Origin of the sequence: Vibrio sp. 14G-20 (assembly GCF_026241515.1) — a bacterium.
Lineage (GTDB): Bacteria > Pseudomonadota > Gammaproteobacteria > Enterobacterales > Vibrionaceae > Vibrio.
In genome coordinates this window covers 20,501-40,626 of sequence record NZ_JAPHPW010000011.1, presented here as the reverse complement: position 1 = coordinate 40,626, position 20,126 = coordinate 20,501, and the positions used below count along the sequence as shown (strand labels likewise).

Sequence of the window (20,126 nt, the reverse complement as noted above, 5' to 3'; positions counted from 1 at the left end):
TATTATATTTCGCAATTCATTCGCCGCCAATAGTACTCAAAAATAGCTATTTTCCCTCAAAAACCCACAATAAGTGTGACTATTATCACTAAGATAGACGATTAAACACTCAAATCGTCCCACAAAGCACAAAAACGCAGTTAAATGAGATCAAGATCACCAAAATACACAAAATGGGTACGCACTCATTTTAAAATTGACTTTGATCACGGATCTAATAACCACAAAAATTCTATTATCTCTCCCGAAATGAAGACGGTGTGATGAAGCTAAATAATCAACACACAATAATTAAAACCAAAATCACCCTATATAAAATAAAGGTTTATCGGTCATGACCATTAAAAAACACATGAGCGAAGTTCCTATGATTCAAAGGGTAGCTGCTTATCTTGCAATTCTAGTTGGCTACTTTTTCTATTGTTATAACTTTGTAATTATTGACTACGTACGCCCATACATCGTTGATGCGTATGATGGTATTAACTTGGCGGATACCGCTCAGTTCTATACATGGCAGTCGGTTGGTGCACTTATTGGTGCTCTGAGCTGTGCATGGGTGGCATCAAACTTTGGTAAGAAATCGACTCTTATTGTCATCACTGCACTGAACGGTGGCGCAACCATCATCAACATGATGTTTACTGACTACGCGATGTGGGCAGCAATGCGTTTCATCATCGGTATTTCTTTAGGTGGCTACTTCACCGTAGCAGTAAGCCTGATGATCGGCCTATTCACACCAAGCGTTCGCGGTAAGTTAACGGCATTCGCTTCTTCTATGTTCTCGGTTGCCCTAATGGCAATGGGCGCATACGCGGCGTTCATTTCTAGCATCGATGCACCTTGGCAGAGCCTAATGTGGGTGGGTGGTATTCCTCCTCTAGTTGCTGCTGCACTGATGATCTTCATCCTGCCTAGCGACAAGAAAGTGATCGCTTACGGTGAAGAAGATCAAGCCGCGGCTGAAGCATCGAATAAACCAGCGAAGAAAGGTTCTTGGGGTGAAATGCTAAGCGCGCCTTACCGCAAGCTAACCATCACTTGTCTACTACTGGCTGGCCTTAACTTCTATGGCTACCAATTCTTCTCAGGCTTCGTGACAACGTACCTGAAAGAAGTTCGCCAATTTGACGGTTCAACTATCGGCATCATCTTCTCTATCTCAGCATTCGGTTCTCTATTCGGTGCTTGGGTATGGGGTGCAATCGCCGACAAATACGGCCGTAAAGTGAACGCGTTTGGTTTCATTCTTGCGGGTGTCATGGCTTCAGTATTCTTCGTTGCACCAAGCGACGTGATGATCGGCAGCCTAAACATGCTGGCTATCCTAGGTCTTATCTACAACTTCGGTCTGTCTGCTTCTGCGGTATGGGGTGGCTACTTCTCTGAGTTGTTCCCTGCTCACCTACGTAGCTTCGGTGCAGCGCTGTTCCACGGTGGTCGTATCATCGGCATGTGGGCTCCAATGGTGTTGGTATTCATCCAAGAGCGCAGCGACCTTGCGACAGCAATGTGGGGCTCGCCAATCGTATGGATTCTGGCTGGTCTACTGTGGCTATCTCTACCAGAAACATTGAAAGGCGGCATTTTCGACAAGAGCAAAAAAGCGGAAACAGCAAAAGCTTAATCCCCTTTAGTCGAAACCTCTAAAGACACGAAATAAACATCAATCCGGCTGATAAGTCAGCCGGTAACAAAATCCAAATCGAGTCCTGTTCCGAATGTTGACTCGACAACAAAACGAGAATTAATTATGTCTAAATATCAAGAAGCTAAACGCATTGTTCGTGACTACTTTGACGCAATGGAAAACGCTACTCACGAAAACGTTGCTGAAGTTTTGAAAGCACACACGTCTGAAGATTACTTATGGCGCGGTGTTTACCCATTCCGCGAGCAAGAAGGCGCTCAAGCTGCGGCTGACGTATTCTGGGCTCCAATGATGAAATCAATGACACGCATGCAGCGTCGTCAAGATATCTTCATCGGTGGTAACAACGAAGTTAACCCAGATGAGATTTGGGTAATGAGCATGGGTCACTTCATGGGTCTGTTCGACGCTGAATACCTTGGCATGCGCCCTACTGGCAAGATCATGAACGTTCGCTACGCAGAGTTTAACTGTGTTGTTGATGGCAAAATCACAAAGACAGGCCTGTTCCTAGATCTTCTAGGCATGATGGACCAAGCGGGTTGCTACCCACTTCCACCATCAACAGGTAAGCACTTTGTTTACCCTGGCCCACGCAATCACGATGGTCTGCTATTCGAAGACGCGGCTCCAGAAGAAGGCGTTGCGACACTTGCTCTAGTAAACAAAATGGTTGATGACCTGTCTGCTCTTAACGACAGCGGCGCAATGGGTTGTCCACCAGAAGTACTCGCGAAGAGCTGGTCAAAAGACATGATTTGGTACGGCCCATGTGGTATCGGCGCGTCTTACACAATTCCTCGCTACCAACAACAGCACCAACTTCCTTTCCGTAACAACCTGAAAGATAAGAAGTTCAACGGTCACGTTTGTCGTTTCGCTGAAGGTAACTTCTCTTGTTTCTTCGGTTGGCCAAACCTATCAAACACACCAACAGGTGGCTTCCTAGGTATGACTGGCGGCGAAGTACGCGCAAACATGCAAGTGGTTGACGTTTACTACCGCGACGGTGACAAACTGTCTGAGAACTGGGTGCTTATCGACCTTCCTTACTGGCTACAACAGCAAGGTCTAGATGTGTTCGAGCGCACTTCAACCATCATGAATCCAACGCTTTAATAAGAACGCTTTAATCATGGCGATAAAAGCCAAAATATAGAAACCAAACAGTAGCAACCTAAGTCGACATCTGATTTGGGTTGCTATGACTTGCTAGGCGTTCCTTCTCGCGCCTAGCAAGTGCTCCACCAACTAATCAATGTTCCACCAATCAATTGCTTCACCAATCAATATTGCTCCACCAATAATTGAATCAAATAGTGCCTCATGGATGGGGTACATCCTGCCAAACCAATACTAATAACGGGCTTGAAAGCACGGTGGCTTTCTACGGCCTGAATAAGAGAATAACAATGAACAAGTCGATACTTTCTGCAGTGATCCTGACGGCACTTACATCAGGTTCAGCTTTTGCTGCACACACTTTTACCAATGACGCGGGCGATAGCCTTACTTTAGATGGCCGTTTCGATGTTCGTTACCAAGACAAAGGCGGCGACCATAACGGCGAATGGAACAGTGGTAGTTCTCGTTTCGGCCTTAAAGGTCAAATGGGCTTAGATAACGGTTGGACTGGCTTTGGCCATGCCGAATGGGGTTATAACTCGGGCGCTAACGGCGATAACATTTACGACCGACTTCTATACGCAGGCGTAGAGCACGAGAAATACGGCAAAATCGCAGCAGGTACTAAGCAGTGGTCTACCTTCTACGATGTGGCTTGGTTTACCGATATGGGTCGTGTTTTTGGTTCACGTGGTTCTGGTTACTACAACCTTTCTGACTGGGGTATTGCTTCTGGTACAGGCCGCGCGGAAAACTCTATCACTTACCGCAACAACATCAGTGATAACTGGAAATACGGCTTCACTTACCAAACAACTCGTGAAGATGTTGGCCTTGCGGATGGTTTAACCGCAACACTGAAAAACGGTATGGGCGCTTCAACGCTTTACACCATCACTGACGGCCTAACCATTGGTTTGGCTTACCATCAGAATGAATTTGACGATGTCGACGCTGGCGTTCAAAACATCAAAGATGGCGACACACAACGTATCGGTTTATTAGGTTTGAACTACACCAATAATGGTCTGTTTGTTGGCTTCACCTACAGCCAAGGTTCTAACTGGGAAACCACCAGCAAAGCAGAATTCTACGACCACCGTGGTGCTGAATTCTTCACCTACTACCACTTTGAAAATGGTCTACGTCCAACCTTTAACGTTAACTACTTAACGGACACAGACGACAACGCAAATGGCTACGAGCGCCAGCTAATTATCCCTGGTCTTGAGTACCACTTTAAGAAGAACAAGTTCTTAGTGTGGACGGAATACCAATTTGATAATGGCAACGACAAGTCTGTTGGTAACCATTACGAGAATAGCGATGACCAATTCGCAGCTGGTATCCGTTACTACTTCTAATCGCTAGTGGCTTTTGGCTTTTGGCTTTTGGCTTAAAAGTCTAATGACTTAGCGGTACGTCACTCAATTTGTGGGTAAACTCGTAATCTAAAGCTCTGCTCTCACGCAGAGCTTTTGAGTCACTACCTCTGTAATCATACTTTTTTACCAACACAGAGAGTGGGTTATACCCAACATCAAATTCAAAATAGTCATTATTCCTTATTTTTCATATCATTCCTTGTTATTGCTTTATGAGTACGTACCTAATTATGGTATCCTGTGCGCAGTTAATTTGGTTCAAAAGTATGGTCTATGAGCTCTCCAAAACACTCCACGGCATCAAAGCCAACCGTCACCTCTAAAGATGTCGCTAAGCTGGCTGGCGTTTCTCAATCAACGGTATCTCGCGTATTTGTACCGGGCAGTTCGGTGTCTGAAAAGACCAAGCAGAAAGTGTTCGATGCAGCAAAATCGTTGAATTATCGTCCCAATGCCTTTGCCCGTAGTCTGACGACAAATGAATCCAAATTGATTGGCCTAGTTTTTCCTGACGCTGACTACCCTATCCACATGAAAACCCTACAGCTTATCTCCACTGAGCTACAAAAACAGGGTTACTCTGCGGTATTGATTCCTTGGCAAGTTGATGGAAACGACAACCACTCTATTCCTAATATCTTCCAATACCGAGTTGATGGCGTGATTGCGGCTTCTGCGACATTCAATAAGTCGCTTTATGAAGAGTGTGAAGAGTTCGACATTCCTATCGTCCAGTTCGCACGTGTTGTTGAAGGGACTAAGAGTAGCCATGTGGTGAGCGACAACTACGCCGCAGGCCAAGTTGCCGCTCAACACTTTCATAGTGTGGGAACGAAATCAGCGGTTTACCTGACAGGTAATGTCCCGACCTACACCAACGGCGAACGCGAGGCAGGCTTTTGCTCAGAATTCGAAGACCTAACGGGCAAACAAGCTCGTGTTATTGAAGCTGATTATGACTACCTTGATTCACTGGATACTATTCGCGCCCTATTTTCAGAACCCACACACCCGCAAGCGATTTTCTGTGCGACAGATAACCTAGCAATGGCAGTGATGGATGTGGCGCGCTTAGAGTTCAACCTGCGTATTCCAGAAGATCTGCAAGTGGTCGGTTTTGATGATATCCCGCAGACTCAGTGGTTGAACTATCAACTCACGACCTTCAAGCAAGATTTCAGACGCCTTGCACGTGAGTCTGTGAAAATTGTGGTTAGTCAGATTCAAGAGCAAGACACGAGCTTGGTTAAGTTGATGGTGCCAGTGAAGTTCATTGAACGAAACACCACGCTGAAATAGAACCAACGTTAAAACGCATTCCAATAAAAATCCCGCTCAGTGTGAGCGGGATTTTTTATGATATTTAATTAATTACCCACACCGCCGGTTTTCTCTGCCGGAGATTCAGGCGTAACGGGAGCCCACTCTTCGAAGGTTGCTAAGTGTTGCTGAATAGCCGCTTGAGCAGGACCAAACGCCCACATTTTCTGCCCCATCCACTTCAAGTACATGCCCGACTCTTCAGCTGCTCGCTCGTATGGATCACGACGTAAGTTGAACAGTAACGGAGCATTGAGTTCTTCTTTCGGACCGCTCCAACCGTGATTCTGTACCACGAAGTGCGCTTTCCAATCTCCCACTCGAACCGCTTGTAGCTTGTCTCGTTCGTAGTAGTAAATTTCTTTACGATTCGACTCACCTTTTTCGGTCAGCATATCGACTTGGTTGTAACCATCTAAGTGCGCTTTAAAGCCATCGTGACCTTTCAGCATTTTCTCTTTCAGATCTGTAGGGCCGCCCGCCGCTGCAATCAGCGTTGGTAACCAATCCATACCATCAAAGATGCCATTGCCGACACTGCCCGCTGGGATTTTGCCCGGCCAACTCACCAGTGCTGGTGCACGAACGCCACCTTCCCATGTTGTCCCTTTTTCGCCATGGAATGGGGTCATACCGCCATCTGGCCACGTCATAATTTCTGGGCCATTATCCGCCGTGAAAATGATGATGGTGTTATCTGCAATGCCGAGTTCTTCCATTTTGGCAAGCATCTCACCAACGTGATCATCGAGATCTTTCATCACCACTTCTTGCAGTCCCCAACCATTCTGACCAAGCATGGCTTCATACTCTTCAGAAAGATGCGTCCATACGTGACCTCGTGATGGGCAATACCAAGTAAAGAATGGCTTATCCGCTTCAACCGCTCTTTCAATGAAGTTAATCGTGTGTTTATTCACTTCATCATCCAGTGTACGCATACGTTCAATCGACAGTGCACCATCATCTTCAATCGTTTGACCGCCCTTACCGTCCGATTTTGCGTAGATCACGTTACGAGGCGCAAAGGCATCTAACGATCCATCTTTAGGCCAATCTGGATCTTCGGTGTATTCCATCGCATTCAAGTGATACAACCAACCCCAGTACTCATCAAAACCATGCATTGTCGGTAAGAATTCATCTCGGTCGCCTAGGTGGTTTTTACCAAACTGCCCAGTCATGTAACCCATACTCTTGAGCATTTCAGGAAGCGTTGGGGTATCTGCGCTTAAACCCACAGGGCCACCTGGTAGCCCAACAGAGTGCATCCCTGTTCGCACCGGTAACTGCCCAGTTAAGAATGCAGAACGACCCGCTGTACATGAAGGTTGAGCATAATAATCGGTAAGTAACATGCCCTTTTCGGCAATGCTGTCGATGTTCGGCGTTTCGCTACTCATCACGCCGTTATGATAGGCACTCAAGTTCGATATACCGACATCATCGGTAAAGATAACAAAGATATTTGGCTGCTCTTGAGCTGACCATGCCGATAGCGAAAAGCTACTCAACACACTCAGGATAAGAAGATGGAAAATCCTTTTCATACAATGTCCTTATACTGTTTCAGATTGCTCTTTATGAATCATTTTTAAACCGACTAAACCGAAGCCCAACTCCAAGATTAGATAGACGAAAAGTAGCCAATGAGGCATGCCATCTAATACCAAGCTAATGACTCGACCAGCAGCCAAACCCAACATGAAAACCACCAAGCTATAGAGCGCTGGTAGTCGATACTTTTTGAACAGTGCGCCAAGCACCCAAAATAACGCCAGAGCCAAATAAAGCCCCATCACAGCGCGGAAGATATGAGTCACGTTGATCGGACTCGCGTCGATTTCAAATAGGTAGTTCAGAGAAATAACCGGTGCATAACCGTAAGACAGAGCTATGGGTGTTAAGCCCACAACCGCGACTAACAAGAAAATACTTTGTGGCTTCATACCCTTCTCTCAAAATTTGGCTCTTTAAAAAAAACATAGTCTACAATCAGGGATATACAAGTTGCATATATGGAAAATGGATAGTTAGAACAGGCATTCATAATCGTGCTATTTCAAATCGAATATAGGGATATCAATATGGCTAAGTGGCATTACTTAATCGCATCAATGTTAGTTGTCAGCTCAACCGTTAATGCTCAGGAAGCGAGCTCTGAAACAAGTACAAAAAAATGGCAACACAGTATTGAAATCTATGCTCAGGCTTTGAATATTCGAGGCAACAGCACGATCGGTGGATTGCCGCCTACTGATGTAGATGTTGATCCTGAATTCATCATGGATAATATCGATATGGGTGCAATGTTGCGGTTGGAAGGCGTTTACGACAATCAATGGGGTTACTATGTAGACTACAGCTACATGAAATTGAGTGGTTCAGCTGGCTTGGTTCAAGGCGTGAGTAACGATATTCTTAAAGGCAGTATTGATATTAGACAAGGTGTTCTGGAGGTTAAAGGTTTCAAACGCTATCAATACGATCTTGGCAATATTGATTATATGGCAGGAATACGTTGGTGGGACAACGACATAGATACGAGACTCTATAAACCTGGAGGCGTTACAGACATAACTAAATCGTTAGACGAAGATTGGATCGATTATCTTATCGGTGTTCGATGGACCAAAGAACTCAACAAAAGTTGGACAGTACATACCAGCCTAGACATGGGGCTTGGCAGCGACACTGACTTTACCAGTTCTTTGCTAACAGGAGTTCGTTATCAAATTAACGACTGGTCAGATTTAAATCTCGCCTACAAATCCACTTGGGTTGATTACGAAAATAAAGGCACGTTTGAATACGATACTGCCACACAAGGCTTCTTAGTGGGTTGGGCAGCTCATTTTTGATTAGAGAGTCAGGATATTAGAAATTTAGGTAAGCCGTATTCATGGCTTACCTTTCAAATGAAGTCTACCTTTCAAGAAAAGCTGCTGGTGACTTACTTATTGATTCACAGGGTGTGGCACAACACATTCTTGTTTCATGATCTTGAGGCCAGCATCAAGCGTTTCTGCCCACGCTTGCTCAACTTGCTCGTTATAATGCGGGTCGTACTTTTTAACGGTGTTGAGCAACGAATTAAACCACTCATTTAGCTCTTGCTCTGAGATATCCATCCCCAAATCTTTGTGTCTTTTACCCAGCCTCTTAACCGAGTTTCTCACGCTTGATAAACCTGACGAGTTATAGATTAGGATAATAGAAGCTTTGAGCATCTTGGTTTGTTGCTCTAATCCAATGCTTTCAAATCGTTCTGAAAACCTAGGGTTGTGCTCACAAAAATCAGCCAAGAAGGTTTCTAAAAATTCTTGGTCGATCCTGCAGCGCTCAAAGCTCTCATAAAACAGTTCGTTTGGTGACATCTGACAGATCCTTTGCAATATTTGTGAGTCTTCAGGAAAACTTACAAGTTCAGAGCCGTGATTCACAAGCTCTGAACAATCAATACGATCTAATTATACGCCACTATGGCATAAAGTGAGTTGCACAGATCTTGTTGCCATCAGGATCTCGCAAATAGGCCATGTAAAGACGACGTTCGTCAGAGCCTCTCGCACCCGGGGCATTTTCAATGCTCGTGCCACCATTTTCTACGCCAACACGATGCCATTCGTCCACCAGCTCAGGAGAAGATGCTAGGAAGCCGATCGTCATGCCATTGCCGTGCGTTGCAGGCTGACCATCAATCGGTTTGGTTAAACCTAATACACCGGTTTGACTCACGTAAATGCAGCGACCTTTAGGGTCGACAGAACCTTCGTTGTAGCCAAGCACCTTCATGATTGGGTCATAGAAAGACTTCGCGCGTTCAATATCTTCGGTTCCAAGAAAAACATGGCTGAACATAACTAACCTCTTCTTTTATTGAAAGAGCTACCTAAACTAGACCTTCTACTCTGTTTTGTCTAGCCGTGAGATTTAGTCATAGCTGTTGCTTGATCCATTGAGAGAACACTTGGAACTTGGTTCGCTGATCCATCCCTTTCGGACACACCAAGTCATAACCTTTTCCTGATTCGATGCTCATAAATGGTGCGACCAACAGTCCTTGGTCAATCTGTGGTTGCATGAACTCTAGGCGCCCCAAAGCCACTCCCATCGACAATATTGCAGCATCCATTGCCAAGCGATTATCGCTGTAATAATCACACTGCATAGTACAGTCAACATCGCCTTGTGCTTCTTCCAACCAACGTTGCCATGCGGTGATATCACCACTGTGTATAAAGCGCGCTTGTTCTAAGCGATCAACACCCTTTTCAAGATTGAGTTTTTGCGCATATTTAGGGCTACAAACCGGCGTTCTCACGCCTGTAAATAATCGCTCACTATAATGATTCGGATAGTGGCCTTCGCTATAGAAAATTGCCACGTCATAAGGTTCAAACTGGAAATCAGATTGGTTCTGTTTGGTTTGTAATTTGATGCTTAAATTTGGATAGAGTTTTCTAAATTCAGGCAAGCGTGGCATCAGCCAAGAAGACGCGAAATAAGGCGACGTAGCGATATACAATTCGCCGCTCAGCTCTCCGGTTTTGATGTCCGTTAGCTCCGAGAATATCGACTCAAACGAGATGTTGAGCATCGACAACACACGCTGTCCCTCGGGCGTTAATTCGAGCTTACGAGTTTTACGAATGAACAAGTTGAACTTCAGCTGTTGCTCTAACTTTTTAATGCGATGGCTCACTGCCCCTTGAGTCAAACAGAGTTCATCAGCCGCCTGCGTGAAACTCAAATATTTGGCTGCAACACTAAAGGTGTGCAGCAGCGACAGCGTTTGTTGGCGATTTTCGAACAACCCCATGGATTAACCTCATTAATTCATATCTCATCATTACTGGTTTGTTGGTGCGCATAACCATCATATAGATTAAACCACGTAATCTACAAAATAAATGGTGAGCAACATGAAACAGAATCAAAAACTCAAAGTTGTCGTAATTGGTGGTGGCTCAAGTTACACCCCAGAACTCATTGAAGGTCTCCTTAATCGTCATCACGAACTGCCGATCTCTGACTTATGGTTAGTCGATATCGAAGAAGGGATGGACAAGGCAAAAGTGATTGCGGATTTAACCAAGCGTATGATCAAAAAAGCCAACTGCGACATCGCTGTTCACCTCACTACAGATAGACAATCTGCCCTAATCGACGCTGATTTCGTATGCTCACAGTTTCGAGCAGGTCGTTTGGAAGCGCGGCTGCGAGATGAGCGAATCGCATTGAAATACCGCATGATTGGCCAAGAAACGAATGGCTTAGGTGGCTTCTCAAATGCCTGTCGCACCATCCCAATTGCGCTAGAAATTGCCAAAGAAATGGAAACACTCTGCCCAGACGCTTGGCTTCTCAACTTCACCAACCCGTCAGGCATGGTGACCGAAGCCTTGATTAAACACTCAACCATCAAGACGGTTGGCCTATGCAATGTACCCGTCAACATGGAACGTGGCGCGGCTGAAATGCTAGGTGCAGAACGTGCCGACATTACCATGCAAATTGCTGGCTTAAATCACTTAGTGTGGGCGAGAAAAGTGCTTCATGAAGGCAAAGATAAACTCGGTGAGGTGATTGATCAGTTACTCGGTGGTAACGACCAAATGATGCCGAAAAACATTCCTCCCTTTGAATGGGATGGCGAGGTGATTCGATCATTGAACCTCGTGCCATGTGCCTACCTACGCTACTACTACCAATCACGAGATATTCTCGACAAAGAGTTCGCCGCTTCAGAGAACAGCACCAACCGAGCAGACCTTGTCGCTAAGGTAGAAGAACAACTGTTGGCGATCTATCAAGACCCGATGTTAGACACCAAGCCTCAGTTGTTAGAAGAGCGAGGTGGCGCGTACTACTCTGAAGCAGCTTGTGAGCTAATGAGCAGTATTCACAACAACAAACGTTCTATCATGCACGTCAACACTCGTAATAATGGTGCGATTCAAGGCCTGCCTGACGACTGTGCAGTTGAGGTGAGTTCGGTGATCACCAGCAGCGCGATCCTGCCATTGAATGTCGAACCTTTTGATAGTGATACCTTACGCCTCATCCAGCAAATGAAAGAGTTTGAAACACTCACCGTGAAAGCCGCAATGACGGGCGATATCGCCATTGCCAAGCGCGCATTGATTCTCAACCCTATTGTCGATAGTGGTTCGCACATCGATGAAGCATTACAAGAAACCATCCGTGAAAACTTAGACTTCATGCCAGCCTTTGCTCACCGATTGAAGCTAGATTGACCTGCAATTAGATAGAAAATCAACTGACATTGAGCACAAGACAACCAACCTTTGCCGCACTGATGAGTAACGCATAGAAACTAAGTAATAAGAAGGCTAGCGATGAAACTGATCTTAAATGCCGATGATTTCGGACTCACAGAAAGTGTTAACCACGGCATCGTCGATTGCTTACAAGCAGGTATGGTCAAGTCGACCACTATTATGATGAATCAGCCGGGCACACAACACGCTGTGGAGCTTTATCACCAAGGGAAAGTCCCAGAGGTTGGTTTGCACTTTACCGTTACTGCTGGAAAACCTCTGACGCCACCTGAGCTTGTTCCTAGCTTGGTGGATGCTCAAGGAAACTTCTTAGACAACGTCACTCTGTTCGATAAAGGCGATGTCGTCGAAGCGCAAGTGACACTTGAGCTCAACGCTCAATATCAAGCGGCCATCAATGCAGGACTAATGATCAATCACATCGATAGCCATCACTTTGGCGGTGTATTTAAACCACTCAAAGCCGCTTTTACTCGCACCGTCAATCAGATTGGTCTTCCGGTCAGACGAATCGATAACATTGTGAATGGGCAAGATTCACTAAAAGTCGCCACACCCGACGCTTTTGATATGCGATTTTTCGATGACGGCGTATCACTTGCTCGTTTACAAGATTTACTACTGAGCTATCAAACCGTAATGCCTAAAGGGGTTGTCGAATTGATGTGTCACCCATCGCTTTCTGTCACTGATGAGCTTAAGTCAATATCTGGTTATCGTGACAAGCGTGTTGAGGAATACCAACTTCTCACTAGCTCTGCATTAAAGCAGTGGCTAAACGACCATCAGATAGAGTGTATTGGATTCGACGATCTCAGATAGGGAACCTTGATTCAGGGCTACTCAACAATGCGTTGTGCGCCCTGCCCTTGGTCATGCAGAATATCTTCAGGGTTCAGCAATTGGCATTTCTGCATACTCAAACAACCACAACCGATACAACCGGTTAGGTTTTCTTGTAGCGATTTAATCTGCGCCATCTTGCTGTCGAGTTGCCCCTGCCATTTCTTCGCAACGCGTTCCCAATCTCGCTTAGTCGCGGTCTGGTTCATTGGTAAAGTAGACAACTCTTCGGTGATCTCTTCGAGCGTAAAGCCTATCGACTGCGCCACTTGTATCAGCGCGATTCGGCGCAGCATCGCCGACTGATAACGACGTTGATTTCCGTTAGTGCGAATCGAAGCAATCAACCCCTTGGTTTCATAAAAGCGCAGCGCTGAAGGAGCGACACCGCTTCGCTCTGACAGCTGACCAATAGTGAGGTATACGATGTTTCTCATTGTTACACTATCCTTGATATCATAAATATTTAAAGTTTACTTTAACTTTAGAATAACGGCATATTCCAGCCCTCACCAATGGTTGACCTTAAACTTTGACAGAGAGCTCAACGAAAATAAGCCACGATCATAACTGCTTTGTTGAATCAGATGTCATTCGATTTCTAAATCTGACTCATGATCGATTTCAGGCTCTCGGCCATTTCGGCATTGATGATCTCACCCGTTTCTACATTAAAGTTGTCGTAGAAACTTGGCACCGACATCGACCCCTTCACATCAGCATCAAAATAAGGTGCGGAATTTACCGCAGACGACAACACAGAGCTTGCGCCACCTGGGCCTGGTGATGTGGAGAGCATAACAACAGGCTTGCCTTGGTAAACTTTCATGTCGATTCGTGATGTCCAATCAAACACATTCTTAAAGGCTGCAGTGTATGAACCGTTGTACTCTGCGAAAGAGATGACCACAGCATCTGCTTCACCAATTTTGCTAAAAAAGCGCTGCGCGTGTTGATGAACGCCAGACTCTTTTTCTCTGTCTTCACTGTAAATGGGCATCTCGAAATCATTGAGATCGAGCAACTCTACTTGCGCGCCCTCGACTAAACTTGCGGTGTACGCTGCTAATTGTTGGTTAATCGATGCTTTACTGTTGGTCGCGCCAATCGCTAATACTTTCATTGTTGATCCTTGTTCATTTTTCTCACCTTTATGCACTCATGACTTCAATTACGGAGCTCAAAGTTCATAACTGAAGATTCGTAACTTTTGTTTGATAACATCAAAACCTGTACTAGGCGACAAGGTGATAGATGGTGTTTTTAGATTGAGAATGATGATAAAATCTCAAGTTAACTTGAGGTAAAGCGATATTTTCAAAAAATAGGAAATAATTTAAAAATACCTATAAAGCAGTTAATTACGAAAGGTTAAACATAGATTAGCATTACTCAGACAAAAATAAGCACACCCAAAATACAGTGAGTGTGCCTTATCGAAATACTATTTACTTAAGTTGGTTTAATGGACTGACCCCAGAGTAAGCGACTCCGGATAGCTCGGCCATTTCGCGATTCCATGTTGCCAGATCGTGAGGGTTAAACTGATTCAAATGATCATGACCGCACGCTCTCGCCATCACTTGCATCAACTCCGTCGAGGCTTCGAAGAAGTTCTTCAATTGGTTCGATGCCTTCTCGACATTTAACCGTTGGCGTAAATCGGCTTTTTGAGTCGCGATACCCGCTGGGCAATTATTGGTGTTACACATTCGGGCAGCAACACACCCTATCGACTGCATGGCACTGTTTGAGATAGCGACACCATCTGCACCAAGCGCCATCGCTTTTACGAAGTCCATTGGAACACGAAGCCCACCGGTAATGATTAAGGTGACTCTGTCACTTACGCCTTGCTTGTCTAGATAAGCTCTGGCACGAGCAAGCGCTGGAATGGTCGGCACACTAATATGGTCACGGAACATTTCTGGTGCCGCCCCAGTACCACCGCCTCGACCATCCAAGATGATGTAATCGGCACTGGCATCAAGCGCAAACTGAATATCCTCTTCAATATGATTGGCACTCAACTTAAAGCCAATTGGGATCCCGCCTGTCACTTCTCGAACTCGGTCGGCGAAATTTTTGAAATCCTCGACGGTTTTTAGATCAACAAAGGTGGGTGGGGAAATCGCGGCAGTACCCGCTTCAATGCCACGCACCTCTGCTATCTTGCCAATGTTCTTCGCACCCGGTAGGTGACCGCCTGTTCCGGTTTTAGCACCCTGCCCACCTTTAAAATGGAAGGCTTGGACATTTTTGAGCTTAGATTCATCGTAACCAAATTGTGCGCTGGCTAATTCATAAAAGTAGCGAGAATTGGCCGCTTGCTCTTCGGGTAACATTCCGCCCTCACCTGAGCAAATTCCCGTTCCCGCCAGCTCCGCGCCTGTCGCTAAAGAAATTTTCGCTTCTTCAGATAACGACCCAAAACTCATATCAGACACAAATAAAGAGATGTTCAATTTAAGCGGCTTTTTCGCTTTTGGCCCAATAATAAGCTCAGTACCGACGGGCACGTTTTCCAATAACGGTTTGGTCGCCATTTGTGCAACCATCACTTGAATATCATCCCAGTGAGGTAATAGATATCTTGGCACACCCATTGAAGTCATTGGTCCATGGTGACCCACTTTGGATAAGCCATCTCGTGCTAATTGATGAATGAACTCGACCGTGGGCTCTTCTTTGGTTGCAGAAGCCGCAGGTGAGAGATCGGGCGTTGCCGCTTGGATATGAACATCAGGGCCTTCTTGACCCACTTGCTCAGCCGTAAACTGTTTATGGGTGCCATCGCAAAAAGGGAGATTGTTCGAATACTTACAGCGGCACAGGTAAGCGTCGCCGGTTTCCTCGGCCACGAAACTCTTTGGTTTGAAGCCCGTTCCGGCATGAGAACCATCACAAAACGGTTGGTTTTTCGATTTGCCACAGGTACAGAAGTAATACTCCTCGCCTTCGGTTAGCTCGACCTTAACGGGTTTGTTATCCGCTATTACTGGATTCTTCATAGTTCGCTCACCTTTTCTTTTTTATGATTTGATGACTGAAGCGATGACTTGCTCACAAGAGTAAAGTAAAGGTGAGATACGCGGCGAATTCAATAAATGAGCCAGTGAAAACAAGCTTAATAGACAGCCTCAAAACAGAAATCTTGCTGATTCAACACAAACAAAAATGGCCACCAAATCGGCAGCCATTGTGTTTTAAATCTGAGTGTCAGCTAAACGGGAAGGGTTAATCAAATAACTCGATGACTAACTTGTTGTCTTTAATCACTAGATTAGGTTCCGATGACTTGATCAATGACTCTTGAACCTTGTTGCTGTCCAATTTGTATACCGGAGACTGAGACAACGCAAAGCCGATCATCGACACGGCGGGTTTGAGTAATTTCGCTATTTCAGGAGAAAGCGGCTTTCCCTTCTCCTCAAAGCGCTCTAGTCGCAGTGACTTTAAATACACCTCACCACTTTCTTTGTCGTATTCAGGGACAGCGCTGAATTCGATGTCCAAATCCAACCCCATATTAGGCATGTTGAACACCTGAACTTTTGCATTGGTATTCGCCAGTACAGAAACACGCTCGGCATCAGCTCGACCAATTTTCACCGCTAAGTCATCGACAGCAACTTGCGCATACATAACGTTTTGTACACCCACTTCCTGCTCTAACATCACCGAATCTTGCAGGTAGTTCGTCATTTCTTGTTCAGTAACGCTGTAGCTAACACAACCACTTAGCATTAGGGCTATGAAGGCTATAATGAAGCGGCTCATTGATTTCGTTGTCATTGGGGATCGACTCTTAATATGTAATTGCATGGAACGGATTTTACCTCGAGATGGTACTGTAAAATAGTCGTCACAATTACAGTGTCGGATAACTGAGTAAAATGATCCACCTAATCGGTGATTGCGTATAGTTGGGAATTGGTAAAAATAGTAAGGGAAGCAATGACTTCATTAACGATATTCTACGATGGGATGTGTCCGTTGTGCGCAAAAGAGATGGCGGCACTTGCCAAGTATGATACCGAGAATAAGATTCAAACCATCGATATCTACAGTGAAGCCTTTTCAGACTACCCTCAGATTGATGCCGACGCAGCCAACACCATTTTGCATGCACTGGATGAGAATGGAAAACTGCTGCTAGGTTTAGACGTGACCTACCAAGCGTGGCGCTTAGTAGGAAAAGGTGGGCTATACGCCCCTTTACGTTGGGCGATATTCAAGCCAGTGGCCGACTGGTGTTATCTTCGGTTTGCCAAGAACCGATATAAAGTCTCGTTCTGGTTAACCGGAAAGTCGCGCTGCGATGGTAACAGCTGCACAAAATAGTACTTGGTTAAGACATACCACTTGCCACTTTGTAATACACCACACCAAACAGCGCAGCAAAAACTAAAACGGTAACCGCGACTTTTAACCAAATAAACTTCATGTTTTGTCCTTTAAATTCTGTTTACTGTTTCGCGAGACAAGTTACCACAACAAAACATTCGGTTGGGTAATGATTTATAGAACTTTGTAGTGAGTCTTGATAACTAAGTGAGAACCTTTATGTCGGCAAAAGAAAGAAATCTACCTACCCATCGTATTTCAAGATTCAGTAAGTTCGCGTCTCTCGCCACTCGAGTAGCCGGAAGTGTCATCACTGAAGGTACGAAACAGCTCGCGCAGGGCAACAGGCCCAAAGCAAAAGACTTACTGCTAACGCCACAAAACATTGCTCGTCTGACCGATCAACTCGCACACCTGCGCGGTGCAGCAATGAAGCTCGGTCAAATGCTGTCAATGGATGCAGGTGATATTCTTGAACCCGAGTTAGCCAACATTCTTGCTCGCCTACGTTCAGACGCTGACCCACTGCCAGCCAAACAGCTCAGCCAAGTGTTAGAAAATTCACTCGGAATGAACTGGAAGGCGGAGTTTATCTCCTTCAACTTTAAGCCCATCGCCAGTGCGTCCATCGGTCAGGTTCACCAAGCGTATAGCGACTCTGGAGACAAACTTGCCATAAAAGTCCAATACCCAGGCATTCGAAAAAGCATCGACAGTGATGTGGACAACGTTGGTACATTGCTGAACATCATTGGTTTGATTCCCAAGTCTGTCGATTACAAAGGCTTATTAGAAGAGGCAAAAAAACAACTACATGATGAAGCCGACTATGCTCGCGAGGCTGACTATGCGACTCGTTATCACAATGCATTAAAAGAACACTCTCACTTCGTTGTACCTAAAATTCACCCTCAAATGTCTTCAGAATCAGTGCTCGCAATGGACTTCATTGAAGGCGTCTCGATAGAGCAAATAGAAGGTTACGATCAAAGCACCCGTGATTTTGTGATGCACAGCTTGCTCGAGCTTCTGTTCAGAGAGTTATTCGACTTCAAGATGGTGCAAACCGATCCCAACTTCGCCAACTACCTTTACGTTGAAAACACGCGTCAGATTGGGCTGTTAGATTTTGGGGCAACCCGAGAATACAGCGACCGTTTCAGTGATGGCTATCGTTTGGCTTTTACCTCTGTGATTACTCACGATGAACAAGGACTCAACAAGGCGTTAGAGCAGATTGGATTTTTTAGCGAGACCATCCTCCCAGACCAACGCCAAGCGATTCTCAACTTAGTGAAAATGGCCTGTGAACCCATGCTTGTCGATGAAGATTACGACTTCAAAGCCAGTGGTTTAGCACAAAGGCTTCGTGAAGCAGGAACCATTCTCAGCATGGAGCAAGAGTATTGGCACACTCCACCAGCCGATGCCCTATTCCTCCACCGAAAAATTGGAGGCATGTACCTGCTGGCATCTCGCCTTGGAGCCAAGGTGAATATCAGGCGCTTGGTGGCGCCCTATTTGCTAAGCGACAATTGACACTTAAGCGATAGCTGATATTTAAGCGATTCTGGCCTTTAAAGTGATCATTTTAAGTCGTTGAACAGTAATAACAGTTACGCCAACTAAAATGAGTCAGACTTATGAAACATTCACTGCTGTGCTCCACCGCCCTAATCGCAAGCCTAACAAGTTCATTCGCTTTTTCAGCTAGCTGCCCAGAAATACTTAACGGTAAACAAAGGTTGTTAAATTCAAACGAAGAGATTGAGCTGTGTGAAGAGTTTCAAGGTAAGACTTTATTGATCGTAAATACGGCAAGCCAATGTGGTTTCACTCCTCAATTCGAACAACTCGAGCAATTGCATCAAACCTATAAAGATCAAGGATTCACGGTTGTTGGTTTCCCGAGCAATGATTTTCGCCAAGACAGAGGAAGCGAGAAGCAATCCGCCAAAATCTGCTACCTAGATTATGGCGTCACCTTTCCAATGATGGCGCGCGCGTCACTCTCTGGGCCAAACGCAAATCCAGTCTTTGCCGAAATCCAACAACAAGCCGGTATCAAACCGAAATGGAATTTCTACAAGTTCTTGGTCAGCAAAGAAGGCAAAGTGATAGCAACCTTCCCGAGTTCTACATCGCCAACCAGTAGTACCCTCAAAAATGCAATAGAGCAGCAGTTATGAGGTCAGATTACTTGGAGATAACTCAAACACGCAACACCATGGCCAAGCTCGGTTATATGGGTTTAATCCCATTTCTGTTCGGTCTACTTTTATCACTCACCGACAGCCAATTCTTTAGCTTGAGCGGCGAAACACTCTTCATTACCTACAGCGTGGTTATCTTGAGCTTTTTGTCGGGCATCTTGTGGGGTAATGGGATAGAGAACTTCGAAAGCCAATCCAGCAACAAGGCTCTGATTCTTAGCAATGTTATTGTGTTGGTAGCGTGGCTAGCGGTTCTACTTGGGGAACAAAAAGAGTTCATCACAAGCCTAGTTCTTATCATCGGCTATATTGCGGTTTGGCGAGCGGAAAGGTCAATGAGAGAAGAGAACCAAAGTGAAGGCCCCGACGGCTATTTTGATATGCGAACCCGATTAACCTCTAGTGTAGTGTTGATGCACGGTATCGTAATGTTGACCTAAGGGTGCGATGTCTGCACCTAGATAGACACAATGAAGCGGGAGCTAGACGATGAGCTGCAAGACCAAGCGAGGCTCATCGTCACCGAAATAATTGCTCTCTTCCTTGATGGTCACGAACCCCATCGACAAGTACAGCTCACAAGCCGAGTTGTTGTTTGGATCAACAGTAAGCAACAGCTTGGAATCTTGTGGCAATGTTTCTATCGCCTGCTGCATCAATGAACGGCCAATCCCCATGCCTCGGTAAGCAGTATCAACAGCCAGTGACAACACCCAATACTCTTGTTGTTTATCGGTTGGCGTCATTAACACATAGCCCGCAACCTGCGAATCCTGTTTCGCCACCAACAAGCCCTTCCCCCAGCAATCAAATGCCTGACGAAAGAAAAACAACGGATAGGCGTGATCGCCAAACAAAGCATGTTCCAACTGGTAAATATTAGCGAGCTCTTGTTTTTCCGCAAAAACAACATTCATAGATAGACCTTAATAGA

21 protein-coding genes are annotated in these 20,126 nt (G+C 45.4%); 11 read left to right on the top strand and 10 right to left on the bottom strand.

Annotated elements, in window-relative coordinates; translation table 11 throughout:
* Positions 1-334: 334 nt before the first annotated feature.
* From OQJ75_RS11990 to OQJ75_RS11975, 4 genes are all read left to right on the top strand, one after another.
* A complete protein-coding gene (locus OQJ75_RS11990) occupies positions 335-1,630 on the top strand; it encodes an MFS transporter (RefSeq protein WP_017100285.1) in 1,296 nt (431 codons plus the stop codon).
* A 126-nt stretch (positions 1,631-1,756) separates the two neighbouring features.
* Positions 1,757-2,773, top strand: coding sequence for a nuclear transport factor 2 family protein (locus OQJ75_RS11985; RefSeq protein WP_016788980.1), 1,017 nt, complete (start codon positions 1,757-1,759; stop codon positions 2,771-2,773).
* A 293-nt stretch (positions 2,774-3,066) separates the two neighbouring features.
* Positions 3,067-4,143 (top strand): porin, encoded by a 1,077-nt coding sequence (locus tag OQJ75_RS11980; RefSeq protein ID WP_102344714.1) that lies wholly within the window; start codon positions 3,067-3,069, stop codon positions 4,141-4,143.
* Positions 4,144-4,437: 294 nt separating this feature from the next.
* On the top strand, positions 4,438-5,463 hold the full coding sequence (locus tag OQJ75_RS11975; RefSeq protein ID WP_017105499.1) for a LacI family DNA-binding transcriptional regulator: 1,026 nt from the start codon (positions 4,438-4,440) through the stop codon (positions 5,461-5,463).
* A gap of 68 nt (positions 5,464-5,531) precedes the next feature.
* Here the strand turns inward: OQJ75_RS11975 and OQJ75_RS11970 are convergent, their stop codons facing one another.
* Together OQJ75_RS11970 and OQJ75_RS11965 are read right to left on the bottom strand one after the other, a co-directional pair.
* Positions 5,532-7,034: an arylsulfatase gene (locus tag OQJ75_RS11970; protein ID WP_265973691.1), complete on the bottom strand. Its 1,503-nt coding sequence runs from the start codon at positions 7,032-7,034 to the stop codon at positions 5,532-5,534.
* Between the two features lie 9 nt (positions 7,035-7,043).
* Positions 7,044-7,433: a DUF4345 domain-containing protein gene (locus OQJ75_RS11965; RefSeq protein WP_017110021.1), complete on the bottom strand. Its 390-nt coding sequence runs from the start codon at positions 7,431-7,433 to the stop codon at positions 7,044-7,046.
* Positions 7,434-7,571: 138 nt separating this feature from the next.
* On the opposite strand from OQJ75_RS11965, the gene OQJ75_RS11960 reads away from it, so the two are divergent.
* Positions 7,572-8,345, top strand: a complete 774-nt coding sequence (locus tag OQJ75_RS11960; protein ID WP_265973692.1) for a hypothetical protein — start codon at positions 7,572-7,574, stop codon at positions 8,343-8,345.
* 96 nt (positions 8,346-8,441) lie between these two features.
* On the opposite strand, the gene OQJ75_RS11955 is transcribed toward OQJ75_RS11960, so the two are convergent.
* The 3 genes from OQJ75_RS11955 to OQJ75_RS11945 form a co-directional block, all read right to left on the bottom strand.
* A complete protein-coding gene (locus tag OQJ75_RS11955; RefSeq protein WP_029223433.1) occupies positions 8,442-8,861 on the bottom strand; it encodes a globin in 420 nt (139 codons plus the stop codon).
* 103 nt (positions 8,862-8,964) lie between these two features.
* Complete coding sequence (locus OQJ75_RS11950; RefSeq protein WP_265973693.1) at positions 8,965-9,345, bottom strand: VOC family protein; 381 nt, start codon at positions 9,343-9,345, stop codon at positions 8,965-8,967.
* 76 nt (positions 9,346-9,421) lie between these two features.
* Positions 9,422-10,306: a LysR substrate-binding domain-containing protein gene (locus tag OQJ75_RS11945; RefSeq protein WP_265973694.1), complete on the bottom strand. Its 885-nt coding sequence runs from the start codon at positions 10,304-10,306 to the stop codon at positions 9,422-9,424.
* Between the two features lie 103 nt (positions 10,307-10,409).
* On the opposite strand from OQJ75_RS11945, the gene OQJ75_RS11940 reads away from it, so the two are divergent.
* Complete coding sequence (locus OQJ75_RS11940) at positions 10,410-11,744, top strand: 6-phospho-beta-glucosidase (RefSeq protein WP_265973695.1); 1,335 nt, start codon at positions 10,410-10,412, stop codon at positions 11,742-11,744.
* 102 nt (positions 11,745-11,846) lie between these two features.
* Positions 11,847-12,611, top strand: coding sequence for a carbohydrate deacetylase (locus OQJ75_RS11935; RefSeq protein WP_265973696.1), 765 nt, complete (start codon positions 11,847-11,849; stop codon positions 12,609-12,611).
* Between the two features lie 17 nt (positions 12,612-12,628).
* Here OQJ75_RS11935 and soxR read toward each other — a convergent pair whose 3' ends face one another.
* The 4 genes from soxR to OQJ75_RS11915 form a co-directional block, all read right to left on the bottom strand.
* Positions 12,629-13,069 (bottom strand): redox-sensitive transcriptional activator SoxR, encoded by a 441-nt coding sequence (gene soxR, locus OQJ75_RS11930; RefSeq protein ID WP_065103915.1) that lies wholly within the window; start codon positions 13,067-13,069, stop codon positions 12,629-12,631.
* A 164-nt stretch (positions 13,070-13,233) separates the two neighbouring features.
* Complete coding sequence (locus tag OQJ75_RS11925; protein ID WP_265973697.1) at positions 13,234-13,755, bottom strand: NADPH-dependent FMN reductase; 522 nt, start codon at positions 13,753-13,755, stop codon at positions 13,234-13,236.
* 325 nt (positions 13,756-14,080) lie between these two features.
* The gene (locus tag OQJ75_RS11920; RefSeq protein WP_048614706.1) at positions 14,081-15,643 is read right to left on the bottom strand and encodes a glutamate synthase-related protein; all 1,563 of its coding nucleotides are present in this window, start codon (positions 15,641-15,643) and stop codon (positions 14,081-14,083) included.
* A gap of 226 nt (positions 15,644-15,869) precedes the next feature.
* Positions 15,870-16,427: a DUF1439 domain-containing protein gene (locus OQJ75_RS11915; protein ID WP_265973698.1), complete on the bottom strand. Its 558-nt coding sequence runs from the start codon at positions 16,425-16,427 to the stop codon at positions 15,870-15,872.
* Between the two features lie 162 nt (positions 16,428-16,589).
* On the opposite strand from OQJ75_RS11915, the gene OQJ75_RS11910 reads away from it, so the two are divergent.
* The 4 genes from OQJ75_RS11910 (at position 16,590) to OQJ75_RS11895 (ending at position 19,632) form a co-directional block, all read left to right on the top strand.
* On the top strand, positions 16,590-16,976 hold the full coding sequence (locus OQJ75_RS11910; RefSeq protein ID WP_265973699.1) for a thiol-disulfide oxidoreductase DCC family protein: 387 nt from the start codon (positions 16,590-16,592) through the stop codon (positions 16,974-16,976).
* Positions 16,977-17,198: 222 nt separating this feature from the next.
* Positions 17,199-18,518, top strand: coding sequence for an ABC1 kinase family protein (locus tag OQJ75_RS11905; protein ID WP_265973700.1), 1,320 nt, complete (start codon positions 17,199-17,201; stop codon positions 18,516-18,518).
* 104 nt (positions 18,519-18,622) lie between these two features.
* Positions 18,623-19,168: a glutathione peroxidase gene (locus OQJ75_RS11900; protein ID WP_265973701.1), complete on the top strand. Its 546-nt coding sequence runs from the start codon at positions 18,623-18,625 to the stop codon at positions 19,166-19,168.
* A complete protein-coding gene (locus OQJ75_RS11895; RefSeq protein ID WP_265973702.1) occupies positions 19,165-19,632 on the top strand; it encodes a DUF3429 domain-containing protein in 468 nt (155 codons plus the stop codon). Before OQJ75_RS11900 ends, OQJ75_RS11895 begins: the two co-directional genes overlap by 4 nt.
* A 42-nt stretch (positions 19,633-19,674) precedes the next feature.
* Here the strand turns inward: OQJ75_RS11895 and OQJ75_RS11890 are convergent, their stop codons facing one another.
* A complete protein-coding gene (locus OQJ75_RS11890) occupies positions 19,675-20,109 on the bottom strand; it encodes a GNAT family N-acetyltransferase (RefSeq protein WP_265973703.1) in 435 nt (144 codons plus the stop codon).
* Between the last annotated feature and the right edge of the window lie 17 nt (positions 20,110-20,126).